Source organism: Pseudomonas sp. IT-P294, assembly GCF_949767865.1.
Classification (GTDB): domain Bacteria; phylum Pseudomonadota; class Gammaproteobacteria; order Pseudomonadales; family Pseudomonadaceae; genus Aquipseudomonas.
Genome location: NZ_CATKQW010000011.1, coordinates 1272845 through 1296520, shown reverse-complemented (window position 1 = coordinate 1296520; position 23676 = coordinate 1272845). Strand labels below are relative to the sequence as shown.

Here is a 23676-nt window from a genome sequence, read left to right as displayed (position 1 = left end):
GGATGGCAGAAATCGTCGCTGGCCCGTTTTTGCGCAGGCTTCCAATAATCGGCGACCAGGCCCGCATAAAGACGGGCCGCTCTCTTGGAGCCTGACAATGATCGAATTCACGGTAAACGGCGAACGACACGAGCTGGTCGAGCCATCGCCCTCCATGCCCTTGTTATGGGTGTTGCGAGATCACTTGAAACTCACCGGCACCAAGTTCGGTTGCGGCATGGGCCTGTGTGGTGCCTGCACCGTGCACCTGGACGGTGTCGCGGTACGTTCCTGCCAATTGCCGGTCGCTGCCGTGGCGGGGCACCGCATCACCACCATCGAAGGCTTGTCGCCTACCGAACAGCATCCGCTGCAATTGGCCTGGGTTGCCGAAGATGTGCCGCAATGCGGTTACTGTCAATCCGGTCAGATCATGTCCGCTGCCGCGCTGCTCAACACCGGAGCGGCGGTCACCGATGACTCGATCCGCAATGCCATGTCCGGCAACCTGTGCCGCTGCGGCACATACGGGCGAATCAACAAAGCCATCAAGCGCGCGGCCGCTGCGCCGAAGGAGGCGTGATGCCTTTTATCGACGACACTCAGATTGAACCGCCGCGCCGCATTTTTCTCAAGCAGGCGATTACGCTCGCTTCCGGCCTGGCGATTGCGCTTTATCTGCCTTCGGGCCTCACCGCGACAGCGCCCAAGGCGCCAATGACTGCCGCTGAGTTCGAACCGAATGCCTGGGTTCGGGTGCTGCCCGACGGCACGGTAAAACTGGTGGTGCACAAGCACGATTCCGGCACTGGCACCCACACCGCGCTGGCCGCGTGCGTGGCCGAGGAACTGGACGTCAACCCGATGACCGTGCAGGTGATTTCTCCGGAAAATCCATTCTTCGAGGCCTACCTTCACCCGGTCTGGAAGGTTTACTCGACCGGCGGCAGCACCAGCGTGTCGCTGGAATACGACCGGTTGCGCATGGCCGGCGCCACGGCCCGCGCATTGTTGATGACGGCGGCAGCTCAGCAGTGGAACGTCAGCCCCGACAGTTGCACAACCGAAGACGGTCGAGTGCTGCATGCCGCCAGTCGACGCAGCCTCGGTTACGGTGAATTGGCGGGGCTTGCTGCGCAGTTGTCCGCGCCAGACAAGGTCACCCTGAAGGACCCGGCGCAGTTCAAATACATCGGCAAGTTGCGGCAAAAACGGGAAGCGGCGGCGAAGGTGTGCGGGCGCTTCAAATACAGCATCGATGTCGTGTTACCGCAGATGCTGGTGGCGGTGATTCAGCGCACACCGGTGATCGGCGCGACCGTGCTGAAAGTGGATTCCAGCGCTGCGCTGCAGGTGCCGGGCGTGCGCAAAGTGATCGCGATTCCGGGTCGGCCCGATGTCCTCGGTGGTAACCAGGAGGGTGTCGCCGTCCTGGCCGATAACTACTGGGCCGCGCATCAGGGGCGCGAGTTGCTGAACGTGCAATGGAGCGAGTCGCCACTCGCCGGGTTTGACAGTGATCAGCTGGCAACGGCGCAAGCAGCGGCAATCGACGACAAGGCTGCGCAACGGGTGTCCGCCATGGCGGCGGGGGATGTCGCCGCGCAATGGCCGATTGCCGCGAAGTTGCTCGAAGCCGACTATCGCATGCCGTACAAGGTGCAAAACCCATTGGAGCCGGTGTGCATCACCGCGCAGGTGGCGGACAACGCCATCACCTACTGGGGCGGTGTGCAGGTGCCGTCATCAGCGCTGGAAGCTGCACAAACGGTGTGCAACATCGCCAAGGATAAAGTCACCATCAATGAGACGGTGTCCGGCGGCAGTTTCGGTGCGCGGGAGGCCAAGTATTGGTTGTTCGAAGTGGCGTACCTGGCGCAACAGGCCAAGGTGCCGGTCAAGTTGATGAACAGCCGTGAAGACGAAATGCGTGCGCTGTTCATGCACCCGGCCACGTTGCATCGGGCCAAAGGTGCGTTGGACGCGCAGGGGCGATTGACCGCATTGCAACTCAACGCGGTGTCGCCCGCTTCGCCGGAGCAGTGGGAGCCTGGCTATTTCGAGCGCCCGGACCATATGGATTACAGCACCACCGAAGCCATCACCGCGTGGGATTTCGCCTATCGCCCGGCGAATCTGGACCTGGCCTGGGTCCGGCATGAAAGTAACGTGCCCAGCGGCTGGTATCGCTCGGTGAGCTTCATTCCCAACGTGTTCGCCGTGGAAAGCTTCATGGATGAACTGGCCCACGGTGCCGGGCAGGATCCTTTGGCTTTTCGCCTGGCCAATATGCACGATCGACCCCGGCACGTCGCGGTGCTCAAAAGCGCCGCCGAACGCGCCGGTTGGGGCCAGCCATTACCGCAAGGCACCGCATTGGGCATTGCCACCAATCAGGGCTACACCAGCTTCATCGCGGTGGTCGCCAGGCTGTCGAAAAAGGACGGTGTGATCAAGGTCGATAAGCTCACCTGCGTGGTCGATTGCGGCCTGGCCGTATCGCCTGGCGGTGTCGAAGAGCAGATCTACGGCGGCTTGATGTGGGGTTTGGGTCACGCGTTGTTCGACCGCATGGACATCAAGCAGGGCCGGGTGGTGCAGAGCAACTTCCATGACTATCGGGTGACACGCATGTCCGACATGCCGGCGGTGGACATCCTGCTGCTGGACGGTGAACCGGGCAAACCCGGTGGCGTCGGGGAACTGGGCAGCCCATCAGTGGCCCCGGCCATCGCCAATGCGCTGTTCAGCCTGACCGGAGTGCGCCAGCGCTCGACGCCACTGACCTTGGGATAAGCCGGCATGGACCTGCGATTACTGCGGTATTTCATGGCCCTTGCCGAAGAGCTGCACTTTGGCCGGGCTGCCACGCGCCTGCACATCTGCCAGCCGCCCTTGAGCCAGCAGATTCGTCTGCTGGAAGAAGAACTGGGGACGCCGCTGTTCGAGCGCAGTCATCACCGGGTCGAGCTGACAGCGGCCGGACACATGCTCAAGGAACAGGCGCCGCTGGTGTTCGAACAACTGAACCGCGCGCTGGACCTGACACGCCAGACCGGTCGGGGGCAGTTGGGTGAGCTGGAAATCGGCATGATCAGTTCGGTGATGGTGGGCGTGCTGCCACGGGCCCTGCACCTGTTTCGCGAGCGTTATCCTCAGGTGTCATGGCGTCTGCATGAAATGACGCCGGCGGCACAGGTCATGGCGTTGAAGGAAAAACGCATCGATGCCTGTGTGTTTCGGGTCGGCTATGACGATCCGCAACTACGCAATGAACTGCTGATCTACGAACCGATTCGCGTGGTCATGCCCCATGATCATCCCTTGGCACGACGCGAAACCCTGGCGCCAGCGGATCTTGCGCAGGAGCCTTTTGTGGCGCTGGAATTGAAGCAGTCGCGGTTTGCCGATTTTCTCTTTCAGTGCTGCATAAAGGCCGGATTCACCCCGCAAATCCGCCAACAGGTGATCGAGGTTCAAACCTTGCTCAGCCTGGTGCGGGCCGGTTTCGGCGTGGCGTTATTGCCAGCCTCCATCGAGCAGATGGCGCCGGCCGGGCTGGTGTTCCGCCGCCTGACGCCAGCGTTGCCGGAGGTGCCGTTGTACGCCACTTACCGCGCAGACGATGACTCGCCGGTGCTCAAGCTGTTTCTCGATACGTTGCGTGAGTTGATCGTTCAAGAGCGTGCTGGCCCAAGCATGGACGGTATCAATGCCAATTCCGTTTCCTGATCAAAAGCCAAAACAGGTAAAAAAATGGCCTATTTCTTTGCCCATTACTCGATTCCCCAGGCTGACCTCGAAGCGCTGATGATGCAGGCGCGCCAAAGCTCTTCTGACCAGGCTGTGGCCGCTTACTACGCGGCCAACAAGCCTCGTTTCGAAGCGATGTTCGAGAAAGGCGGGCAGCCAGTCAGCAGTCGGCAACCTTGATTGGTCGGGCGGAAAACTAATTGGCCGGGGCGGCATGTGACTTGTCGCTTCACCGGCAGCTACAGGGGCGAACGCTGTTCGTCCCGAAAGGCTGATATTGACGAAAGTGACTGTTGAACGACCGGCGCCTTGCAGCTCGGATACCACGCAATCTGAATCGCATGCCGTGCTGCGCATTCCTTTTCCCGCTGAATGACTTTCTGGCCCCACAAGCACTGCAGCTTGTGCATGTGCTGTTCTTAAAGAGGGTCTGCACTCGCAGCCCCTCTGTGTTTCCCTCCTGCACGGCCATTCGTCCGGCACTCGCCTCAATTGCACCACTTACCGTCAATCACTCCATGGCAAAAAATTCACGAGCCCTGTTGACACATCAATTCGTTCAAATCTACTCTGCATACAGCGCTGCATACATGACGGCGCGCTCAGCTTAAACGCTTGAACCTTTCTGCCCAAGAAAAACTAAATATCGGTGAGGTCAACATGACACGGCTCTTCTCTTCCACCCTCCGCAAAATGCTCGTAGGCGTTTCTTTTCTTGGTGCGTTGTTAGCCCAAGCGCCTGCGAACGCAACAGATTCGACACTTTGGCAAGGCATTCAGAAGGCAGGTGTGCTGCGTTGCGGGGCCGCGGTGGCTGCACCGTACGTCATGCGCGATGCGCGTTCCGGTCAATACAGCGGTTACTTTGTGGATCTGTGCCGTGACTTCGGCGAGAGGGTTCTCAAGGTCAAGGTTGAGTTCGTGGACACGAACTGGGACAACCTGGTGGCGGGGCTTCAAGGCGGCAAATGGGATTTGGCCATGGCCCTGAATCAGACACCCGAGCGTGCGATGGCGGTGACCTTTTCGGTTCCAGCAACCGACTACCAGATTTCGCTTCTGACCAACAAAGACAATCCGAAATTTGCAGGCGCGGGCAATGCTGTGGCCGACTACGATAAGCCAGGCGTTTCGATGGCCGTGATGTCCGGCACGGCGGCAGATAAAGCAATCACTGCAGTGGTGAAGAACGCCACGATCATGCGTCTTCCTGGTATGGACGAAACACGCCTGGCCGTGATGTCCAAACGCGCGGATGTGCTGGTCGATGCCAGCGATACGAACCATCTCTTCGCAATCGCCAACCCTGACTGGACGAAGGAAGTATTGCCCGTGCCCGCCTTGGCAAAGCAGGGAGTGGCGTTCGGTCTTTCGCGTAATGCCACACCGTCTGACCTGCAAGTCCTGAATATCTATCTCACGCAACGTCGAGAAACAGGCGAGATCTCCGCGCTTGTTGATAAGGCGTCTGCACTCGCCAACGCTGGCGATAAAACCCCTCAGTAATTTTTCGACGATCCCGAGAACGGCTTTGATTTAGCGTTCTCCTGGAGACAGTTCTATGACCGCTCCTTATCTGGTGGCTGCTCAGCCGCAGGATTCGCTCACCCTTAATTCGGCCAAGGGCGACTTTATCCAGTTGCGTGATGTGTACAAATCGTATGGCGAAGGCTTGGTGGTGATGGATCACCTGGATCTCGACATGCGCTCGGATGATCGTCTGGTGATCATTGGCCCGAGCGGTAGCGGCAAGAGTTCGTTGCTGCGGGTCATGATGGGGCTTGAGAGTATTCAGGGAGGCAAAATCTTCTTTCGGGGCAAGCCGTACATTGACGGCTCAGCCCGAGGGGCCGGTAAGCCTCTGGATGCAAAATTGCAGGCTCAGGTCGGTATGGTTTTCCAGCACTACACCCTGTTCCCGCATCTTTCGGTCTTGGGCAACCTGATTCTTGCACCGATGAAAGTGCATGGTCTTTCCAAGGCTCAGGCGACAGAAAAAGCGCGTGTATTCCTCGCTCGACTGGGCCTGGAAAGCAAACTGAATGTTTATCCGAGTCAGCTATCAGGCGGGCAAAAACAGCGAGTGGCAATCGCCCGCGCCTTGATGCTGGAGCCAAAGCTGATGCTCTTCGATGAGGTCACCTCGGCGCTCGATCCCGAAATGGTCACCGAAGTGCAGAGCGTGATGATGCAATTGGCTGAAGAAAAAATGGCCATGATCATTGTCACGCACGACATGCACTTTGCCCGCAGCATCGCTTCGCGTGTTGTGTTCTGCGCCAACGGAAAAGTAGTGGAGCAAGGGCCGCCAGAGCAGATTTTCACTAAGCCCAGGGAGCCGCGAACCCGCGAGTTCCTGGAAAAAGTCCTGCACCTGGATTGAGGCTCGTGTCCATGAACTATGAATTCGATTTTCACTTTCTGACCGGTAATGCCGCAGCGCTCTGGAATGGCCTGAAGGTCACATTGCAGCTCGCTTTGATATCGAACGTGGTGGGTCTGGTGCTGGGGTTTGGGCTTTGTCTCTTGACGCTTAACCGGTGGTTTTTCATTCGTTGGCCCGCTCAGTTGTTCATTGAGTTTTTCCGTTGCACGCCAGCACTGCTGCAGATCGTGTGGTTCTTCTACTGCTTGCCGATGCTGTTCAACGTGTTCATCGACCCTATCACCATGGGCGTGCTTGCCTTGGGCCTGAATCTCACCGCGTTCAATGCTGAAGCGTATCGGGCGGGTGTGCAGGCTGTTCCAAGGGAACACGAAGACGCCTGTGTAGCGCTGGGTCTGCGTCCGTGGCAGCGAACGATCTATGTGATTTTGCCGCAAGCGGTTCGTACCGCATTGCCGGTGTTGATGACTAATGGCATCTCGATACTTCAACAGAGTGCGCTGGTCGCCATCGTGGCTGTTGCTGACCTGATGTACGTCGGCAAGAGCATTGCCACTGAAGCGTATCGCCCACTGGAAACTTACTCACTCATTGCCTTGATCTACTTCGCGCTTTCACTGCCCATCGCGCAATGGGTGCAGTGGATCGAACGTCGTCAGGACACTGCGCTCGCGCGCTGAGGAGATCGTCATGCAGCTTGATTTTACGGTGGTCTTTTCTTACTGGCAGGTCTTGGCGAAAGGGCTCGCGCTGACGCTGGCGTTCACGGTCAGCTGCGCGGTGTTGGGCAGTGCGCTTGGCTTTCTATTGAGCCTTTTGCGCCTCTCGAAAAACCGCTTTATCAGCATTCCCACAGGGCTTTATGTCGAGCTCTTTCGCGGCACGCCGTTGTTGATCCAATTGTTCTGGATTTTTTTCTGCCTGCCTGTGGTGTTCGGCATATCCGTTGCGCCTTACGTCTCCGTGATGCTGGCGTTGACCCTGTACATGACGGCCATTACCAGCGAGACATTTCGTGGAGCGCTGAAATCCATTCCCAGCGAGCAACACGATGCCTGTACGGCCCTGGGTGTCGCCCAGTGGAACAAGGTGCTTTACGTCATTTTTCCGCAAGCGCTTCTCAGAGCGGTGCCTCCGCTTCTTTCCAACGTAGTAAGCCTGTTCAAGGAGAGTGCGCTGATTTCATCTGTCGGCATCGCTGATCTGATGTTCGTAGGACAAAACATTTCCAACAGCACTGCCCGCCCGGTGGAGTTTTTATCGGCGGTGGCGGTGATCTATTTCCTGGTGGCGTTCCCCCTGACCCGACTGGTTGGGGTGGTCGAGACCCGGATGCTCAAACGCTACGCATACTGACAATCACACTGGAGATTCTCCCATGCAGCAACTTAACGGCATCATGCCAGCCCTGGTGACCCCGTTCGATAAAAATGGCGCAGTCGATTACGACGTGTTGGCGTCCTTGGTCGAGTACCAAATCAAGCAGGGTGTAGGCGGCTTGGTTCCCTTGGGTTCAACCGGTGAATACTACGCACTGACCAATGAGGAGCGGCGTCAGGTGATGGCGACCGTTCGAGAGGTCGCCAATGATCGCGTCATGCTGATTGCCGGTGCGAATGGCGCCTGTACCCGCGAAGTCATTGAGCAGGTCAAGCAGGCGCGGGATACCGGATACAGCAATTTGCTGATTGCTCCGCCGTATTACGCGATCCCGACTCAAGACGAACTCATCGGGCACTACAACGCAATTCTCGACGCGGTGCCCGACGTGAACATCGTTCTGTACAACTACCCGATCCGCACTAATGTGGAGGTGGGATACAGCGTCATGGATGCACTCAAGGACCATGACCGGGTCATTGCCATCAAAGAGAGCGCAGGTAACTTGCTGCGTGCCATCGAAATCGATGACCGCTACAAGGGAAAAATCCAGCTTTCGTGCGGTTCTGATGATCAGGCTCTGGACTTTTTCCTATGGGGCGCCACCAGTTGGATCTGCGCACCAGCGAATTTCCTGGCACCGCAAATCGTGGCGTTCTATGAAAACTACGTCAGCGGGCAACTCGCAGGAGCCCAGCAAATCGTACGCTCGCTGTTTCCACTGATGAACAACCTGGAAAGTGGCAAATTCATTCAAAAGGTCAAGTATGGCTGCGAGTTGGCCGGGTTCAACGTCGGTATCGCCCGCATGCCGTTGTTGCCACTGACCAATGAGGAAAAAGCCGAATTCCGCAAAGAGTTCGAGAGGCTTCAGGGCTGAGATCTATCCCGCATCGGCGATAAGCGCTGATGCGGATTCTTCAGTCACTGATGAATGTCCATGATGGACTCATGCCTGCAGGTTCCGCGCTAATCGAGAGTCTTTATGAACACTATGCAACCGCCAACCCATCAGACCATCAATGGCGAAACGGCCGTCGTCATTGGCGGTGGCATCGTTGGGGTGTGCTGCGCTTTGTATCTGCAACGCGAAGGTTATCGAGTCACCTTGGTCGACCCTCAAGCACCGGGCGACAGCACCGCCAAGTGGAGTTGTGGGCAGATGGCGGTGAGTGAGGTTATCCCGCTGTCCAAGCCGGGCATTCTCAAGAAAATACCTGCCTGGCTGCTTGATCAAAAGGGGCCGCTGGCGCTTCGACCAAGCGCTCTGCCTGGAATCTTGCCGTGGTTCCTGCGCTTCGTTGCTTGTGCTCGTCATTCGCGCATCGTCGAAATCGCCAATGAGATGGCGACATTGACTCACCACGTCTACGAAGACTACGCGCCGTTACTGGAGCGATGCGCAGACAAAACGTTGATGGGCGAACGGCCAATCATTGAGGTATTTGACACCCCTGAAGGGTTAGCCCAAGAGGGGGGGCATATGGATCTGCGTCGATCCCTGGGTTTCAGGTCCGAAGTGCTGGATCGTGCGGCAATATCGGATCTGGAACCTGCATTGGCTGGAAAATTCAGCCACGGTTTATTGTTCCCTGATTGGCGCGCGGTCAGTGATACCAAAGGATTCATCGCCGCCCTGACACAAAGCTTCATCGAGCAAGGAGGCGTCCGCGTTCGTGGTCAGGTCGAAAAGATCGACGAGGTTTCTGACCGCGCCAACGGCGTGACATTGGCCAATGGAGATCGTTACAAAGCTGACCACGTCGTCATCGCTGCGGGCACCGGTTCAAGTCAGTTTTTCTCGCAGATTGGCGGATCGGTGCCACTGGCCGGCATTGCCGGATATCAGGTGTTGTTACCGCATTCGGGCGTGGAAGTACGTCATTCGGTGATCTATGCCGACGGCGGTTTCTGTTTCGCACCGATGACGCGAGGATTGCAGATCGGCGGCACCATCGAATTCTCCGGCCCTAACGCCGAGCCAAATTTCAAACGGGCCGACATCATTTTGGAAAAGGCCCGCAAAATCCTTCCACAGCTAAGACTTGACGACATCGAATACGGCATTGGTTATCGGCCGTTTCTGCCGGACACAAAGCCTGTAATCGACAGGAGCTCGCGCCTCAAGAATGTCTTCCTTGCATTCGGCCATGGCCAGCTCGGACTGACACTGGGGGCAACCACCGCACGCCTCATCACCGACATGGTCGCAGGGCGCCAACCGGCCCAAGACTTGACTCCTTTCAGCGCCAAACGCTTTGCGTTCAACTGAGGTAAATCATGAAATCCTACGACCATCTCTATATTGACGGCCAATGGGTAAAACCTGCCTTGGGCGGCACTTTCGCAACCATCGACCCCAGTCATGAAAAGGTCATTGCGCACGTTGCTGCAGCCACGGCGACAGATGTCGACCTGGCAGTAAAAGCGGCACGCAGAGCCTTCGACGAGGGCCCTTGGCCGCTGATGGCTGGCACCGAAAGAGCAGCCGTTTTACGCCGCATCGCAACGGGTATCCGGGACCGCCTTGACGTTCTTGCAGAGCTTGAGGTGCGTGACAATGGCAAGCCTCTACCGGAGGCTCAGTGGGACATTGGTGATACGGCGGGGTGCTTCGATTTCTATGCCGACCTCGCAGAGGAACTCGATGCTCAGCAAGAGAAGCGCATCAACCTTGCTGATGAGCGTTTCAGCTGCATCGCTCGCAAGGAACCGATGGGTGTGGCTGGGGCGATCATTCCGTGGAACTTCCCAATGCTGATGGCCGCCTGGAAGGTGGCCCCTGCGTTGGCTGCCGGTTGCAGCATGGTGCTCAAACCTTCCGAACTCACGCCTTTGACAGCGCTGGAGTTGGCTGAAATTGCACACGAGGCAGGTCTGCCGGCAGGTGTGCTGAACGTAGTGACCGGCTTGGGGCCTGATGCAGGCGCTCCGCTAAGCGAACATCCGGGCATCGATAAGCTGGCGTTTACCGGCAGTGTCCCGACCGGTTCCAAAATCATGCAAGCGGCGGCGCGTGACATCAAAAACATCAGTCTTGAGCTGGGTGGTAAATCACCCTTTATCATTTTTGATGACACCGATATCGAAGCGGCCGTCGAATGGATCATGTTCGGCATTTTCTGGAATCAGGGTCAGGTCTGTTCAGCCACCTCGCGGGTGTTGGTACAACGCAGCCTATACGAGCCTTTGCTGAAACGGCTGGTCGAGGAGACGAGCAAACTCAGCATTGGTGACGGATTGAAGGAAGGCGTGCTGCTCGGGCCTTTGGTCAGCAGCGGTCAATACCACAAGATTCTGCAAGCCGTTGCACGCGGCCAGGAAGAAGGCGCCACTCTGCTGTACGGTGGCACGAAGCCGGCGCATTGCGAATCGGGGTATTTCATCACTCCCGCTATCTTTGCGGACGTGCCAGTCGACAGCTGGTTATGGAATGAAGAGATCTTTGGCCCGGTGGTTTGCGTACGCCCGTTCGACGATGAAGTCGAAGCGCTTAAAAGTGCCAACAATTCGCGGTTCGGTCTGGCGGCGGCAGTCATGTCAAAAGACCTGGTTCGCGCAGAGCGGATCGCACGCCGTCTGCGCGCCGGTATCGTCTGGATCAATTGCTCGCAACCGACGTTTACCGAGGCACCCTGGGGTGGATACAAGCAAAGCGGTATCGGTCGGGAGTTGGGTGAATGGGGGTTGAACAACTACCTCGAAACCAAACAGATCACCCGATACGACAGCGATCAACCCTGGGGTTGGTACATCAAGTAAGAGAGGGCGTCATGCGCTGGAAGAAAACGCTTCAATTGGTCGATGTGCATTGCGAAGGTGAGATCGGCAAAGTCATCACCGGGGGTGTCCTCGACATCCCCGGCAAGACCATGCTCGACAAGATGAACTACATCAACGAGGTCGATGACAGCCTTCGTCGCCTGGTCGTGCTGGAGCCGCGTGGATGTCTGCAGATGTCGGTCAATCTGTTACTGCCGCCGACACGGCCCGAGGCTCAGGCAGGCTTCATCGTTTTGCAGGCTGACAAGGCCCATCCGATGTCGGGCAGTAACTGTATCTGCGTTGTCACGGCATTGCTTGAACTCGGCATCCTGCCGATGGAGGAGCCGTATACGACGGTCGTGCTGGATACTCCAGCCGGCTTGGTCACCGCACGTGCGCACTGTGCAGATGGCCGCTGTGTGAGTGTCTCGCTGGATATGGTGCCCTCGTTTGTGGAGCATCTGGATGTTGTCATACAGACCGACGAGTTTGGTCCCGTCAAAGCGGATATCGCTTTTGGGGGCGTTTATTACGCCCTGATCGATGTCGAGCAGGTGGGGCTGAGTATCGAGCCCGGCAAGGCCCGAGAACTTGCCGATGCGGGTGTGCGCTTGAGAGGCATCATCAACGAACAGGTGTCGGTGAAGCATCCGCTGATCGATAGTCTGAATGAGGTCGCCTACGTGATGTTCCGCAACCGCATCGATCAATTCACCTGGCAAACCTGCACCACATTGCCCCCTGGTCGGGTAGATCGCTCACCCTGTGGTACTGGCAGTTCGGCGAACCTGGCCACCCTGAGCGCCCGTGGGCAAGTGGTGCCGGGCGATCAACTGACCTCTCGCTCAACCATTGGCGGCGAGTTCAAGGTCGAACTTCTGGGTTTGACGGAAGTTGGAGATCGGGCCGCGGTATTGCCCAGAGTCACCGGCCGAGCATGGGTGTATGGCATGCATCAGATTGGCGTCGACCCTGATGATCCGCTCGCTGATGGATTTATGCTGAGCGACACTTGGGGCGAAGGTTTCTAACTGAATGATGGCTGGTGTTAGGCTTACGTCCGGCCAAACGACCAGCCAGTTCCCTGAGAGCTACTCAATGAGCAACGATACCCCAGAGACCAACGCAAGCGTCAAACGCCATGGTGGGCGCTATATCTATGAAGAGCTTCGTAAACAAATACTGACACTCAAGCTCAAACCAGGATCTCCGCTGGATGAGGTGTCATTGGCTGCGCAGTTCGGACTTTCCCGTTCGCCGGTAAGGGACGCCCTGGCACGACTCATCAGTGAGGGGCTGGTCACTATCCTGCCTAACAGGACAACGCTGGTAACGCCGTTCGAGATTGAAGATTTTCCAAACTATATTTCCGCACTCGATCTTATTCAAAGGGCTGTCACGCGGCTGGCAGCGACTCAGCACGACGAGGAAGATCTGGAGCGGATACGCTCGGCTGATGCGGCCTATCTCGATGCAGTGACCTCGGGGGATTTTCAGGCAATGTCGGAGACGAACAAGGCCTTTCACATTGCCATTGCCCAGGCAGGAAAGAATCCCTATTTCATCAGCTACTACGAGAAACTGTTGGGAGAGGGCCAAAGACTCGCGCATTTGCATTTTGACTACATCATCAGTGCCGCGAGCACGACCACGCGGTTGGGACGCGACCATGATGAAATCATCGACGCCATCGCTGCACGCAATCCCGATCAGGCCGAGCAAGCCGCTCACGAGCATACGATGCTTTTCCAGCGACGCTTTCTTGCCTATATGCAGCAAAATCTGACTAGTGCTGTGTCGGTGAAGTAAAGGAGCGGCAGAGTCGCTGCTTGATCATCAACCGTCGATCCCTTCGCTGAAAGTACAACGCCGGCCATGAGCCGGCGTTGTACTTTTCAATGGCTAGCTGGACAGCGGATTCACCTCCAGCGTGCGTTTGCCCAGCCTCATTAACCCGTAATAACTCAAGGCCGGAACCAGCAGCCCGACGATCCAGGCCACGTCCACACCGTCCAGCGCAGTGGCCACCGGCCCCACGTATAACGTGGTGTTCATGAACGGAATTTGCAGGGCGATGGCCAGCAGGAAACTGCCACACGCGATCCAGTTGATGCGCCCGTACATGCCGTTGAGGTCGAAGATATCGTCAATCCGGTACTGGCCTTTGCGCAGGCAGTAGTAGTCCACCAGATTGATCGCCGTCCAGGGGATCAGGAAATAACTCATGAAGAAAATGAAGTTGAGGAAGAAGTTGATGAAGTCGTCCTGACCGATGGTGCACAGCGCCGTGGCGATCAGGCTGATCACTAGCATGAACACGCCGCGTACCCGTGGCGTGACCTTGAACCGGGCGAAGGGCTCGATCACCGTGATGGTCGACATGAAGGCGCCATACAGGTTGAAGACGTTGATCGACACCTGGCCATAAAGGATGAAGGCGAACAACAACACCGCGCCAGCACCGAATAATCCGGCGACATGGCCGCCGACATTGCTGGAAAAGTCGCCGATGCCGACGCTCAGGATCGCGCCGAGGATCATCATCCACGCGCCGCCACTGACGGTGCCGGCATAGCTGTACCAGAACACTTTTGCCGTGGACGTCGTGCTCGGCAGGTAGCGCGAATAATCCGCGACATACGGGGCGTACGACAGCTGCCAGGTCACCGCGATGCTGACCGCTACCAGAAACTTCGAGAGCGAGAACCCCATCGGCAGCCATTGTTCAGCGGGTATAGGCAATTGCAATGCAAGCAGCGTGGCGGCGAAAAATACCCCCAGCGAGAGCAGCGACAGCCACTTCTGCAAACGGTGGATCAATCGATAGCCATACAGCGCGACAACGAAGCACAAGGCACCGATCAGGTAGACATTGCCGGTCGCCGGCAACGGACTGACGGACGCCAGCGCCTGGGCGGCGAGCAGGGTGTTGCTGACGAAGAACCCAAGGTAGATCAACATCACGAACAGCAGCGGCAAGATGGCGCCGAGAACGCCGAACTGCGCGCGGCTCTGGATCATTTGCGGAATGCCCAGTTTGGGGCCTTGGGCAGAATGCGAGGCCATGAAAATCGCTCCCAGCAGCGAGCCGATGATCATCGCCAGGGCGCTCCAGAAAAGATTGAGCCCCATGACCACCGGCAGCACGCCGCAGGCAATGGTCGTGATGTTCATGTTGGCGCCGAACCAAATGAAAAACAGCGAGCCGGGGTGGCCGTGGCGTTCGGACTCAGGGATGAAATCGATGCTTCTTTTTTCGACTTGCATGGCGATTACTCCTGAGTCCGGGCGAGGTGGGACTGGAAACGGGCGATGGTGCTTTCGAACTCATGAGGCTGGTGGGCAAAGAAGTCCGGCCGCCCCGGGGTCAGGCTCACGTACTCGAGGTTTTCAAGGGCTCGCAGGCATTGCTCGGTGCTCAGGATTTCCAGCGAATAGACCCAGTTGGCCATGATCAACAGGGCCGAATGGTGGCCTGATTGGGTCGTGGTGGTGCAAGCGTCGCTGACCAGGCGGATGTGGTAGCCCAGGGCGAAAGCATCGAACACGCTGCTGAGCACGCAGACGTCAGTCAACACGCCAGTGATGGTCAACGTGTCAATGCCCAGCGCATTGAGTCGGGCATCCAGGTCTGTGCGGTGAAAGGCGCTGTAGCGACTTTTATCCAGCACCCATTCCTCTGGCCGTGGGGCCAGGCGTTCGAGGATTTGCACTTGCCGGGTGCCCGCGCGATAGCTGCTCGGGCCGCCGTCGGTCGCCCGGGGTTCGCCGCGCGGCATGTCGCTGCCGTCGGCCTGATTGATGTGCCGGGTAAAGATCACAGGCACCTGTGCAAGGCGGGCGGTATCGAGCAGTGCCGCCGTATTGGCGACCACGGTGTCGATGTTTTCCAGGACGAAACCGTCCTCCTGTTGCATGTCGATGATCAACAGAGCGTTTTTATTGTTCATTGGGCAAACCTGATCATGAGCCGAAGCACAATGCACCGCAGACGTGCGCCATGGCGGGACGTGAGGTGCGTGGGTTTCTGTTCGGATTGATCAGTTAACTATTTGCCAGAAGCCGTTCTGCTTGGCGGAAACGCTGGCACGCAGACGTTTGAGATGGATATGCGAAGCCGTCCATTCGCCGCGCAGATAAGCCTGCGCAGCGCTGGAGGGAAGGGCGGGTGATGGGCGGCGACTATTGAACATTGCAATCGACCCTACACGTCAGTCAGCCCCCGGGCTTCGCATCCGGGGGCGCAAGGGTGGACTCAGCGGAACGCCGGGACCACGTGTTTGATGAACAGCTCCAGGGATTTTTTCTTTTCCGCATGGGGCAGGCTGTTGTCGCACCAGAAGCTGAATTCGTCGACGCCCAGTTCCTGGTAATACTTGATGCGCGGGATAATTTCTTCCGGCGTGCCGATCATGGCGGTCTTGTGCAGGCTCTCCAGCTGGAACTCCGGACGCTCGGCGAATTTTTCTTCCGGGCTCGGTGCCAGGAAACCGTTGACCGGTGTTTGCTTGTTGCCGAACCAGGCGTCGAAAGTGCGGTAGAACTTCGAGATCGCCTTGGCGCCGACTTTCCAGCCCTCCGGGTCATCGACGGCGTGGACGTGGGTGTGACGCAGCACCATCAGTTGCGGGCGCGGCACGTCCGGGTTGTTGTCCAACGCGGTCTGGAACTTGTTCTTCAGGTCGAGGACTTCTTCGTCGCCTTTCATCAGCGGCGTGACCATGACGTTGCAACCGTTGGCCACGGCGAAGTTGTGGGAGTCAGGGTCGCGAGCGGCAATCCACATCGGCGGGTTGGGCTTCTGGATCGGCTTTGGCACGCTGGTGGACGTCGGGAATTTCCAGATATCGCCGTCGTGGGCGTAGTCGCCTTGCCACAGCGCACGGACCACCGGAACCATCTCGCGCAGTGCCTGACCGCCGGACGAAGCAGGCATGCCGCCGGCCATCCGGTCGAACTCAACCTGGTAAGCGCCACGGGCCAGGCCGACTTCCATACGCCCATTGCTGATCACGTCGAGCAACGCGCATTCACCGGCGACCCGCAGAGGGTGCCAGAACGGCGCGATGATGGTGCCGGCGCCCAGGTGAATGGTGGTGGTCTTGGCTGCCAGGTAGGCCAGCAGCGGCATCGGGCTTGGCGAGATGGTGTATTCCATGGCGTGGTGTTCGCCGATCCAGACGGTGCTGAAACCACCGGTTTCAGCCATCAGGGTCAGTTCGGTCAAGTCTTCGAACAGCTGGCGATGGCTGACGCTCTCGTCCCAACGTTCCATGTGCACGAACAGCGAAAATTTCATGACGCTTACCTCGGATTCTTTTGTTGTCGGCCTGTCGACAGGCTGTTTATTGGAGTCTAGGAATTCGCAATCTACGCAAAAATATTCCTGAGTATTGTCGAATCAGGCGAGCACGGGCAGGGCGCCCATCTTGCCGTGGCAATACACCAGTGGACCGGCGTTCTGCTGGGGCACGATCAGGTTCTTCACCGCGCCGACCATGATTGCGTGGTCACCGCCTTCGTATTCGCGCCACAGTTCGCACTCGATCACGGCCGTGGCATTCGCCAGAATCGGGTTGCCCAGCTCGCTCAAGGTCCATTCGATACCTTGCGCCTTGTCTTTGCCTTTGCGGGCGAACGCATAGGCTTCGCTTTGCTGTCCGCCGGACAGCACGTGGATGGCAAAGCGTTTGTTCTTGATCAGTACCGGATACGAGTCGGAGCTGTAGTTGGGGCAGAACAGCACCAGGGCCGGGTCCATGGACAGCGAGCTGAAGGCGCTGGCGGTCAGGCCGACGATCTGTCCGTCGTCATCGAGTGTAGTGATGACAGTGACCCCGGACGGAAACGAACCCATTACTTGTTTGTAGATGGCGGCATCGATCATGGGACGGTCCTCTGGCGGTGTGGTACGGGTTTTTATGTGTTTGTAGGTCTGATGGTATACCGTAATACATAGTTTGCAAGGGCTTTTTTTGTCGCCCGATAAACGTATTGAATTCTGGTTTAGGCCAATGATTGCTGAGGCTTTAACGATTAAGTGCGATCTCGTATGACTCAGAATAGCGGGGCAGATCGTCGTAAAAAGACCGGATCAGTCTTGTGAAAAAGTTGGAATACCATAATATGCCTGCCATCTGAGGGGCGGCCCAAGAGCTCCCCCGGTTTGGCTTCATACAAATATAAGATCAGACAAACTCGAGTTCATGCACATGTCCCAGATGTCCCGGCAAGACCCCCTGATCGAGAATCATACGGTCGATTACGTCCCTCTCGCGGAACGCCATGGGAAGGCCCGCGATCTTTTCACTTTATGGTTCAGCACCAACATTGCGCCGCTGCCTATCGTCACTGGTGCGATGGTGGTGCAAGTGTTTCACCTCAATCTGTTCTGGGGGTTGCTGGCCATTGCGCTTGGGCACATGGCGGGAGGCTTGGTGATTGCCTTGGCCTCGGCGCAAGGCCCGCGCATGGGCATTCCGCAGATGGTCCAGAGTCGCGGCCAGTTCGGTCGTTATGGTGCGCTGCTGATAGTGTTCTTTGCCGCACTCATCTACGTCGGGTTTTTCATCTCCAACATCGTGCTGGCCGGCAAATCCATCGTCGGCCTTGCGCCTTCGGTTCCGGTGCCAGCGAGCATCCTTATCGGTGCCTTGAGCGCCACCGCGATCGGGGTGATCGGTTACCGCTTCATTCATACCCTTAACCGCATCGGAACCTGGGTCATGGGCAGTGCCTTGCTGGCCGGTTTCCTCTACATCTTTGCCCACGATTTGCCAGCGGACTTCTTCACTCGCGGCAGTTTCAATGTGTCCGGCTGGCTGGCGACGGTATCGCTGGGCATTATCTGGCAGATCAGCTTTTCGCCGTACGTGTCGGACTATTCGCGTTACCTGCCCGCCGACATCGGGATTGCCCGTCCGTTTTTCGCCACTTACCTGGGCGCAACCCTGGGCACCATTTTGTCTTTTACCTTTGGTGCGGTCGCAGTGCTGGCGACGCCGGAAGGCACTGAAGCGATGGCAGCGGTGAAGCAATCCACCGGTTGGTTGGGGCCGATTTTGATGGTGTTGTTTCTGCTCAATATCATCAGCCACAACGCCTTGAATCTGTATGGCGCGGTACTGTCGATCATTACTTCGATCCAGACGTTTGCCAGTCAATGGACGCCGAGCATCAAGGTGCGTGTGGTGTTGTCGAGTGTGGTGCTGACGGGCTGCTGTGTGGTGGCGTTGGGGGCTTCGGCGGATTTCATTTCGCAGTTCATCGGGTTGATTCTGGCGTTGTTGCTGGTGTTGGTGCCTTGGGCTTCGATCAACTTGATCGACTTTTATCTGATCAAGCGCGGGTGTTATGACATCGCCTCGATTTTCCGTGCGGACGGCGGGATTTACGGGCGGTTCAATTGGCATGCGATTGTGGCGTATTTCATCGGGATTGTTGTGCAGCTGCCATTTGCCAATACGTCGTTGTATGTGGGGCCGTATGCCAATCTGGTGGACGGTGCGGATTTGTCCTGGTTGGTGGGGTTGGTGGTGACCTGTCCGCTTTACTATTGCCTGGCAACGCGGGGGCAGGTGCAGGAGGGCAGGGTTTCGCGGTTGGGGTTTGCTGACTGATTACGTTGCTTGTGTGGTTTGGAATGCCCGGCTTTGGTCGGGCGTTTTTTTTTGGTCGTGTACATATCCGTTTTTGGGTGGTGGGAGTGAGCCTGCTCGCGATGCTGTTGATCGTTCCCACGCAGAGCCGGGAACGATCACCATCACCACGCGCAAGGGTTGAGCAAACAGTTTGGCCGGCAGGCGGCCTCGTTTAAACAACCCCAATCAACCCTCAATGCAACGAATACAAACCCAGGCCCTCATATAAGAAGGAAGTGGCCACCGACGCCAACAAGCGAACGATGCCCCAACAGATATTTACCCAGACAACAGGTAATTGTTTCTATGACTGCGGCTGACAAAAACCACGTGACCTGGTTGGTTGAACAATCGATGCTTCATGCCGCCAGACAGCGGGCCAAACTCTACTCAGGGCAAGGTCGGATGTGGCAGCAGCCCTATGCCCATACCCGGCCCCGGGATGCCTCCGCGCTGGCGTCCGTATGGTTCACCGCCTACCCGGCCTCCATCGTCACCCGCGAAAACGGCACCGTGCTCGAAGCCCTGGGCGACGAAACCCTGTGGCATGCACTGTCAAGAATCGGCATCCAGGGCATACACAACGGCCCGCTGAAAATGTCTGGCGGCCTCACAGGCACCCGACTCACGCCGACCATTGACGGCAACTTCGACCGCATCAGCTTCGAAATCGACCCACAACTGGGCACCGAAGCGCAGCTTCAAGCGCTGGTGCGCATGGCCGCCGCGCACAACGCCGTGATCATCGATGACGTTATTCCCTCGCACACCGGCAAAGGCGCGGACTTCCGCCTGGCCGAGATGGCCTACGAAGACTATCCGGGCCTCTACCACATGGTCGAAATCCGCGAAGAGGACTGGCCTCTGCTGCCGGACATCGCCGACGGCCGTGATTCACAAAACCTCAGCCCGTTGCAGGTCGACGTGCTGCGAGACAAGCACTACATCGTTGGCCAGTTGCAGCGAGTGATCTTCTTCGAACCGGGGGTCAAGGAAACCGACTGGAGCGCGACACCGATCGTCATCGGTGTCGATGGCAAGCCGCGACGCTGGGTCTATCTGCATTACTTCAAGGAAGGGCAGCCGTCGCTGAACTGGCTCGACCCGACCTTCGCCGCGCAGCAGATGATCATCGGCGATGCTTTGCACGCCATTGACGTCATGGGCGCGAAGATCCTGCGCCTGGACGCCAACGGATTTCTCGGCGTGGAGCGCAAGCTCGACGGCACGGCCTGGTCTGAAAGCCACCCGTTATCGATCACCGGTAACCAGTTGCTGGCCGGCGCGATCCGCAAGGCTGGCGGTTTCAGTTTTCAAGAGCTCAACCTGACCGTCGACGACATCGCCAGCATGTCCCACGGCGGTGCCGACCTGTCCTACGACTTCATCACCCGACCGGCCTACCAACACGCGTTACTGATGGGCGATACCGAATTCCTGCGCTTGATGCTTCGCCAGATGCACACCCTGGGCATCGATCCGGGTTCGCTGATCCATGCCCTGCAGAATCACGACGAGTTGACCCTGGAACTGGTGCATTTCTGGACGCTGCACGCCCACGACACTTACCTTTTTCAGGGCCAGACCTTCCCCGGCAATATCTTGCGCGAACACATTCGCGAGCAGATGTACGAGCGTCTGTCCGGCGAACACGCACCCTACAACTTGAAGTTCGTCACCAACGGCGTGTCCTGCACCACCGTCAGCATCATCACGGCGGCGTTGGGGATTCGTGATCTGGACGCGATTTCGACGGCAGATATCCAGCAGATTCGCCAGGTCCATTTGCTCTTGGTGATGTACAACGCCATGCAACCGGGCGTGTTCGCACTCTCAGGCTGGGACCTGGTGGGCGCGTTGCCGTTGCCGGCTGAAGAGGTTGCACATTTGATGGGTGACGGCGACACGCGCTGGATTCACCGGGGTGCCTACGATCTGGTCGACCTCAATCCGGAGGCGCCGCTGTCCGCCGGCCAGATGCCGCGTCCGAAGACGTTGTATGGCAGCCTGCCCAGCCAATTGAAGGACCCGGATTCGTTCGTCTCGCAACTGCGCAGAATCCTCGCCGTGCGGCGCTCCTATGACATCGCCGCGAGTCGCCAGATCCTGATCCCGGATGTCCAGCACCCGGGGCTGCTGATCATGGTCCACGAATTGCCGGCCGGCAAAGGCACGCAAATCACCGCGCTGAACTTCGGCTCGACGCCGATCACCGAAACCTTGCACCTGCCCAATATTGCGCCGGGCCCCGTGGTCGACATCATCAACGAGCGAGTCGAGGGTGATCTCACGCCTGAGGGTGAGTTCACCATTACGCTGGATGCCTACGAAGGGTTGGCCCTGCGGGTGGTGAGCAGCACTCCGATGATCTGAGGGAAGGCGTCAGTGCGCTTTCAGGCCGGTCTGAGCTCAAGCACTCACGTTCCCGGACTTCGTCCCTATCATCTGTTGATCGGCATGATAGGACGAGCGCACCAGCGGGCCGGATGCGACGTTCTTGAAGCCCATCCGGGTGCCTTCTTCGGCGAACCAGGCGAAGGTGTCCGGGTGTACGAAACGCTGCACCGGCAAGTGATTGCGCGACGGTTGCAGGTACTGGCCGAGGGTGAGCATGTCGACATCGTGCTCACGCAGTCGCTGCATGACTTCGATGACTTCTTCGTCGGTCTCGCCAAGTCCCAGCATCAGGCCGGATTTGGTCGGTACGTGCGGGACCAACAGTTTGAATTTCTGCAGCAAGTCCAGTGACCACTCGAAATCCGAGCCCGGCCGTGCGGCTTTGTACAGGCGCGGTACGGTCTCAAGATTATGGTTGAACACATCGGGCGGTTCTGTGGCGGTGATCGCGAGGGCGACGTCCATGCGGCCTCGGTAATCCGGCACCAGGGTTTCCAGTTGCACGCCCGGCGACAGCTTGCGGATCTCGCGCAGGCAATCAACGAAATGACGGGCGCCACCGTCGCGCAGGTCATCGCGGTCCACCGAGGTGATCACCACGTACTTCAGACGCAGGTCGGCGATGGCCACTGCCAGGTTCATCGGCTCCTCGGTGTCCAAAGGTTTGGGTCTTCCGTGGCCGACATCGCAGAATGGGCAGCGGCGGGTGCAGATGTCGCCCATGATCATGAAGGTCGCCGTGCCACCGGAAAAACATTCGCCGAGGTTCGGGCAGGAGGCTTCCTCACAGACACTGTGCAGCTTGTGTTTGCGCAACAGCTGTTTGATCCGGTCGACCTCGGGTGAGATTGGAATGCGTACGCGAATCCAGTCGGGTTTGCGCGGGAACTCATCGGTCGGGATGATCTTCACCGGAATTCGCGCGACCTTTTCTGCGCCGCGCAGTTTGATGCCGACTTCCATTTTGGCCGGGCTTTGGCCAGTCGATTCCACAAGTACGCTCATGTGTAGTGGTCTTCTGTTCGAGTGGGAAAAGCGAGATCGCATCGCAACCTGTGGGAGCGAGCAGGCTCGCTCCTACATCGTCAGTGCAGCGGATCAGTCGCGGTACACCGGGAAATCGCTGCACATTGCAGCGGCTTGCCGGGCGACTTGAGCCTCGACATCGGCATCGCCGAGGTGATCGAGGATGTCGCAGATCCAGCCCGCCAGCTCGACGCTCTGGGCCTCCTTGAAACCACGGCTGGTGATGGCCGGCGTGCCAATACGCAGGCCGGACGTCACGAACGGTGATTGCGGGTCGTTCGGCACGGCGTTTTTGTTCACCGTGATACCGGCGCGGCCGAGCGCGGCGTCAGCGTCTTTGCCGGTCAACCCCTGGCGGATCAGGCTGACCAGGAATAAGTGATTGTCGGTGCCACCCGACACCACGTCGTAGCCTCGGTCGATAAAGACCTTGGCCATCGCCTGAGCGTTGCGGATCACTTGCGCCTGATAGGTTTTGAAGGCTGGCTCCAGCGCTTCTTTAAAGCACACGGCTTTGGCGGCGATGACATGCATCAACGGACCACCCTGGCCACCAGGAAACACCGCCGCGTTGAGTTTCTTCTCCAGTTCCGGATTGGCCTTGGCCAGGATCAGGCCGCCACGCGGGCCGCGCAGGGTTTTGTGCGTGGTCGTGGTGACAACATCGGCAAATGGAATCGGATTGGGGTACAACCCGGTCGCCACCAGGCCCGCAACGTGGGCCATGTCGACGAACAGATAGGCGCCAACCTTGTCGGCAATCTCACGGAAGCGCGGGAAGTCCAGGGTTTTGGAGTAAGCGGAAAAACCCGCGATGATCATCTTCGGTTGGTGCTCGACGGCCAGGCGTTCGACTTCGTCGTAGTCGATCAGCCCGGTGGCGGTGTCGATGCCGTATTGGACGGCGTTGTACAGCTTGCCGGAGAAGCTGACTTTTGCACCGTGGGTCAGGTGGCCACCATGGGCCAGGCTCATGCCCAGCACGGTGTCGCCGGCTTGCAGCAGCGCAAGATAAACCGCGGCGTTGGCCTGGCTGCCGGAGTGTGGCTGGACGTTGGCGTAATCGGCGCCGAACAGCTGTTTGGCGCGATCAATCGCCAGTTGCTCGACCACGTCGACGTGTTCGCAACCCCCGTAATAACGCTTGCCTGGATAGCCTTCGGCGTACTTGTTGGTCAGGCCGCTGCCTTGTGCCTCCATCACCCGTTGGCTGGTGTAGTTTTCCGAGGCGATCAGCTCGATGTGATGCTCTTGCCGCGCGTCCTCGGCGTTCATCGCCGCCAGCAGTTCGTCATCGTAGCCTTTGATCTGGTCGTGTTTGCTGAACATGGTGCAATCCTCTGGTGTTCT

Annotated in this window: 20 protein-coding genes and 1 pseudogene; 15 read left to right on the top strand and 6 right to left on the bottom strand. The window is 58.2% G+C overall.

Annotation, left to right across the window (positions count from 1 at the left end; genetic code table 11):
* The first annotated feature begins 97 nt into the window (after positions 1-97).
* From ACM6I0_RS13190 to ACM6I0_RS13130, 13 genes and pseudogenes are all read left to right on the top strand, one after another.
* Positions 98-562 carry a (2Fe-2S)-binding protein gene (locus ACM6I0_RS13190; protein ID WP_414922487.1) on the top strand — a complete coding sequence of 155 codons (465 nt, stop codon included), beginning with the start codon at positions 98-100 and terminating at the stop codon, positions 560-562.
* Positions 562-2775 (top strand): molybdopterin cofactor-binding domain-containing protein, encoded by a 2214-nt coding sequence (locus ACM6I0_RS13185; protein WP_414922486.1) that lies wholly within the window; start codon positions 562-564, stop codon positions 2773-2775. Before ACM6I0_RS13190 ends, ACM6I0_RS13185 begins: the two co-directional genes overlap by 1 nt.
* A gap of 6 nt (positions 2776-2781) precedes the next feature.
* Entirely contained in the window at positions 2782-3711 is a 930-nt protein-coding gene (locus ACM6I0_RS13180) for a LysR substrate-binding domain-containing protein (protein ID WP_285436214.1), read from the top strand.
* 21 nt (positions 3712-3732) lie between these two features.
* Positions 3733-3912, top strand: a pseudogene (locus ACM6I0_RS13175) (glycine/betaine ABC transporter substrate-binding protein); the annotation flags it as partial.
* Positions 3913-4347: 435 nt separating this feature from the next.
* The gene (locus ACM6I0_RS13170) at positions 4348-5238 is read left to right on the top strand and encodes a transporter substrate-binding domain-containing protein (protein ID WP_285436216.1); all 891 of its coding nucleotides are present in this window, start codon (positions 4348-4350) and stop codon (positions 5236-5238) included.
* Between the two features lie 55 nt (positions 5239-5293).
* On the top strand, positions 5294-6115 hold the full coding sequence (locus tag ACM6I0_RS13165; RefSeq protein ID WP_285436218.1) for an amino acid ABC transporter ATP-binding protein: 822 nt from the start codon (positions 5294-5296) through the stop codon (positions 6113-6115).
* Positions 6116-6126: 11 nt separating this feature from the next.
* Positions 6127-6798 carry an amino acid ABC transporter permease gene (locus ACM6I0_RS13160; protein ID WP_285436220.1) on the top strand — a complete coding sequence of 224 codons (672 nt, stop codon included), beginning with the start codon at positions 6127-6129 and terminating at the stop codon, positions 6796-6798.
* Positions 6799-6808: 10 nt separating this feature from the next.
* Positions 6809-7474, top strand: a complete 666-nt coding sequence (locus tag ACM6I0_RS13155; protein WP_414922485.1) for an amino acid ABC transporter permease — start codon at positions 6809-6811, stop codon at positions 7472-7474.
* Between the two features lie 22 nt (positions 7475-7496).
* Complete coding sequence (dapA, locus tag ACM6I0_RS13150) at positions 7497-8378, top strand: 4-hydroxy-tetrahydrodipicolinate synthase (RefSeq protein ID WP_414922484.1); 882 nt, start codon at positions 7497-7499, stop codon at positions 8376-8378.
* A gap of 114 nt (positions 8379-8492) precedes the next feature.
* Entirely contained in the window at positions 8493-9770 is a 1278-nt protein-coding gene (locus tag ACM6I0_RS13145; protein WP_414922483.1) for an NAD(P)/FAD-dependent oxidoreductase, read from the top strand.
* 8 nt (positions 9771-9778) lie between these two features.
* Positions 9779-11260 (top strand): aldehyde dehydrogenase family protein, encoded by a 1482-nt coding sequence (locus tag ACM6I0_RS13140; protein ID WP_414922482.1) that lies wholly within the window; start codon positions 9779-9781, stop codon positions 11258-11260.
* Positions 11261-11271: 11 nt separating this feature from the next.
* Positions 11272-12294, top strand: coding sequence for a proline racemase family protein (locus ACM6I0_RS13135; protein WP_414922481.1), 1023 nt, complete (start codon positions 11272-11274; stop codon positions 12292-12294).
* 67 nt (positions 12295-12361) lie between these two features.
* A complete protein-coding gene (locus ACM6I0_RS13130) occupies positions 12362-13072 on the top strand; it encodes a GntR family transcriptional regulator (RefSeq protein WP_285436231.1) in 711 nt (236 codons plus the stop codon).
* 93 nt (positions 13073-13165) lie between these two features.
* Here ACM6I0_RS13130 and ACM6I0_RS13125 read toward each other — a convergent pair whose 3' ends face one another.
* The 4 genes from ACM6I0_RS13125 to ACM6I0_RS13110 all read right to left on the bottom strand — a co-directional run bounded on the left by ACM6I0_RS13125 (position 13166) and on the right by ACM6I0_RS13110 (position 17150).
* Positions 13166-14530: a purine-cytosine permease family protein gene (locus tag ACM6I0_RS13125; protein WP_414922480.1), complete on the bottom strand. Its 1365-nt coding sequence runs from the start codon at positions 14528-14530 to the stop codon at positions 13166-13168.
* A 5-nt stretch (positions 14531-14535) separates the two neighbouring features.
* Entirely contained in the window at positions 14536-15213 is a 678-nt protein-coding gene (locus ACM6I0_RS13120) for a cysteine hydrolase family protein (protein ID WP_414922479.1), read from the bottom strand.
* Between the two features lie 305 nt (positions 15214-15518).
* Positions 15519-16562 carry an LLM class flavin-dependent oxidoreductase gene (locus ACM6I0_RS13115; RefSeq protein ID WP_285436235.1) on the bottom strand — a complete coding sequence of 348 codons (1044 nt, stop codon included), beginning with the start codon at positions 16560-16562 and terminating at the stop codon, positions 15519-15521.
* Between the two features lie 102 nt (positions 16563-16664).
* Positions 16665-17150: a flavin reductase family protein gene (locus tag ACM6I0_RS13110; RefSeq protein ID WP_056740501.1), complete on the bottom strand. Its 486-nt coding sequence runs from the start codon at positions 17148-17150 to the stop codon at positions 16665-16667.
* 325 nt (positions 17151-17475) lie between these two features.
* On the opposite strand from ACM6I0_RS13110, the gene ACM6I0_RS13105 reads away from it, so the two are divergent.
* Positions 17476-18882 carry a purine-cytosine permease family protein gene (locus ACM6I0_RS13105; RefSeq protein WP_285436237.1) on the top strand — a complete coding sequence of 469 codons (1407 nt, stop codon included), beginning with the start codon at positions 17476-17478 and terminating at the stop codon, positions 18880-18882.
* 327 nt (positions 18883-19209) lie between these two features.
* Positions 19210-21276, top strand: a complete 2067-nt coding sequence (gene treS / locus ACM6I0_RS13100) for a maltose alpha-D-glucosyltransferase (RefSeq protein ID WP_285436239.1) — start codon at positions 19210-19212, stop codon at positions 21274-21276.
* 36 nt (positions 21277-21312) lie between these two features.
* Here the strand turns inward: treS and lipA are convergent, their stop codons facing one another.
* On the bottom strand, positions 21313-22305 hold the full coding sequence (lipA, locus tag ACM6I0_RS13095) for a lipoyl synthase (RefSeq protein WP_414922478.1): 993 nt from the start codon (positions 22303-22305) through the stop codon (positions 21313-21315).
* 93 nt (positions 22306-22398) lie between these two features.
* Positions 22399-23655, bottom strand: coding sequence for a serine hydroxymethyltransferase (gene glyA, locus ACM6I0_RS13090; protein ID WP_285436243.1), 1257 nt, complete (start codon positions 23653-23655; stop codon positions 22399-22401).
* Positions 23656-23676: the final 21 nt, after the last annotated feature.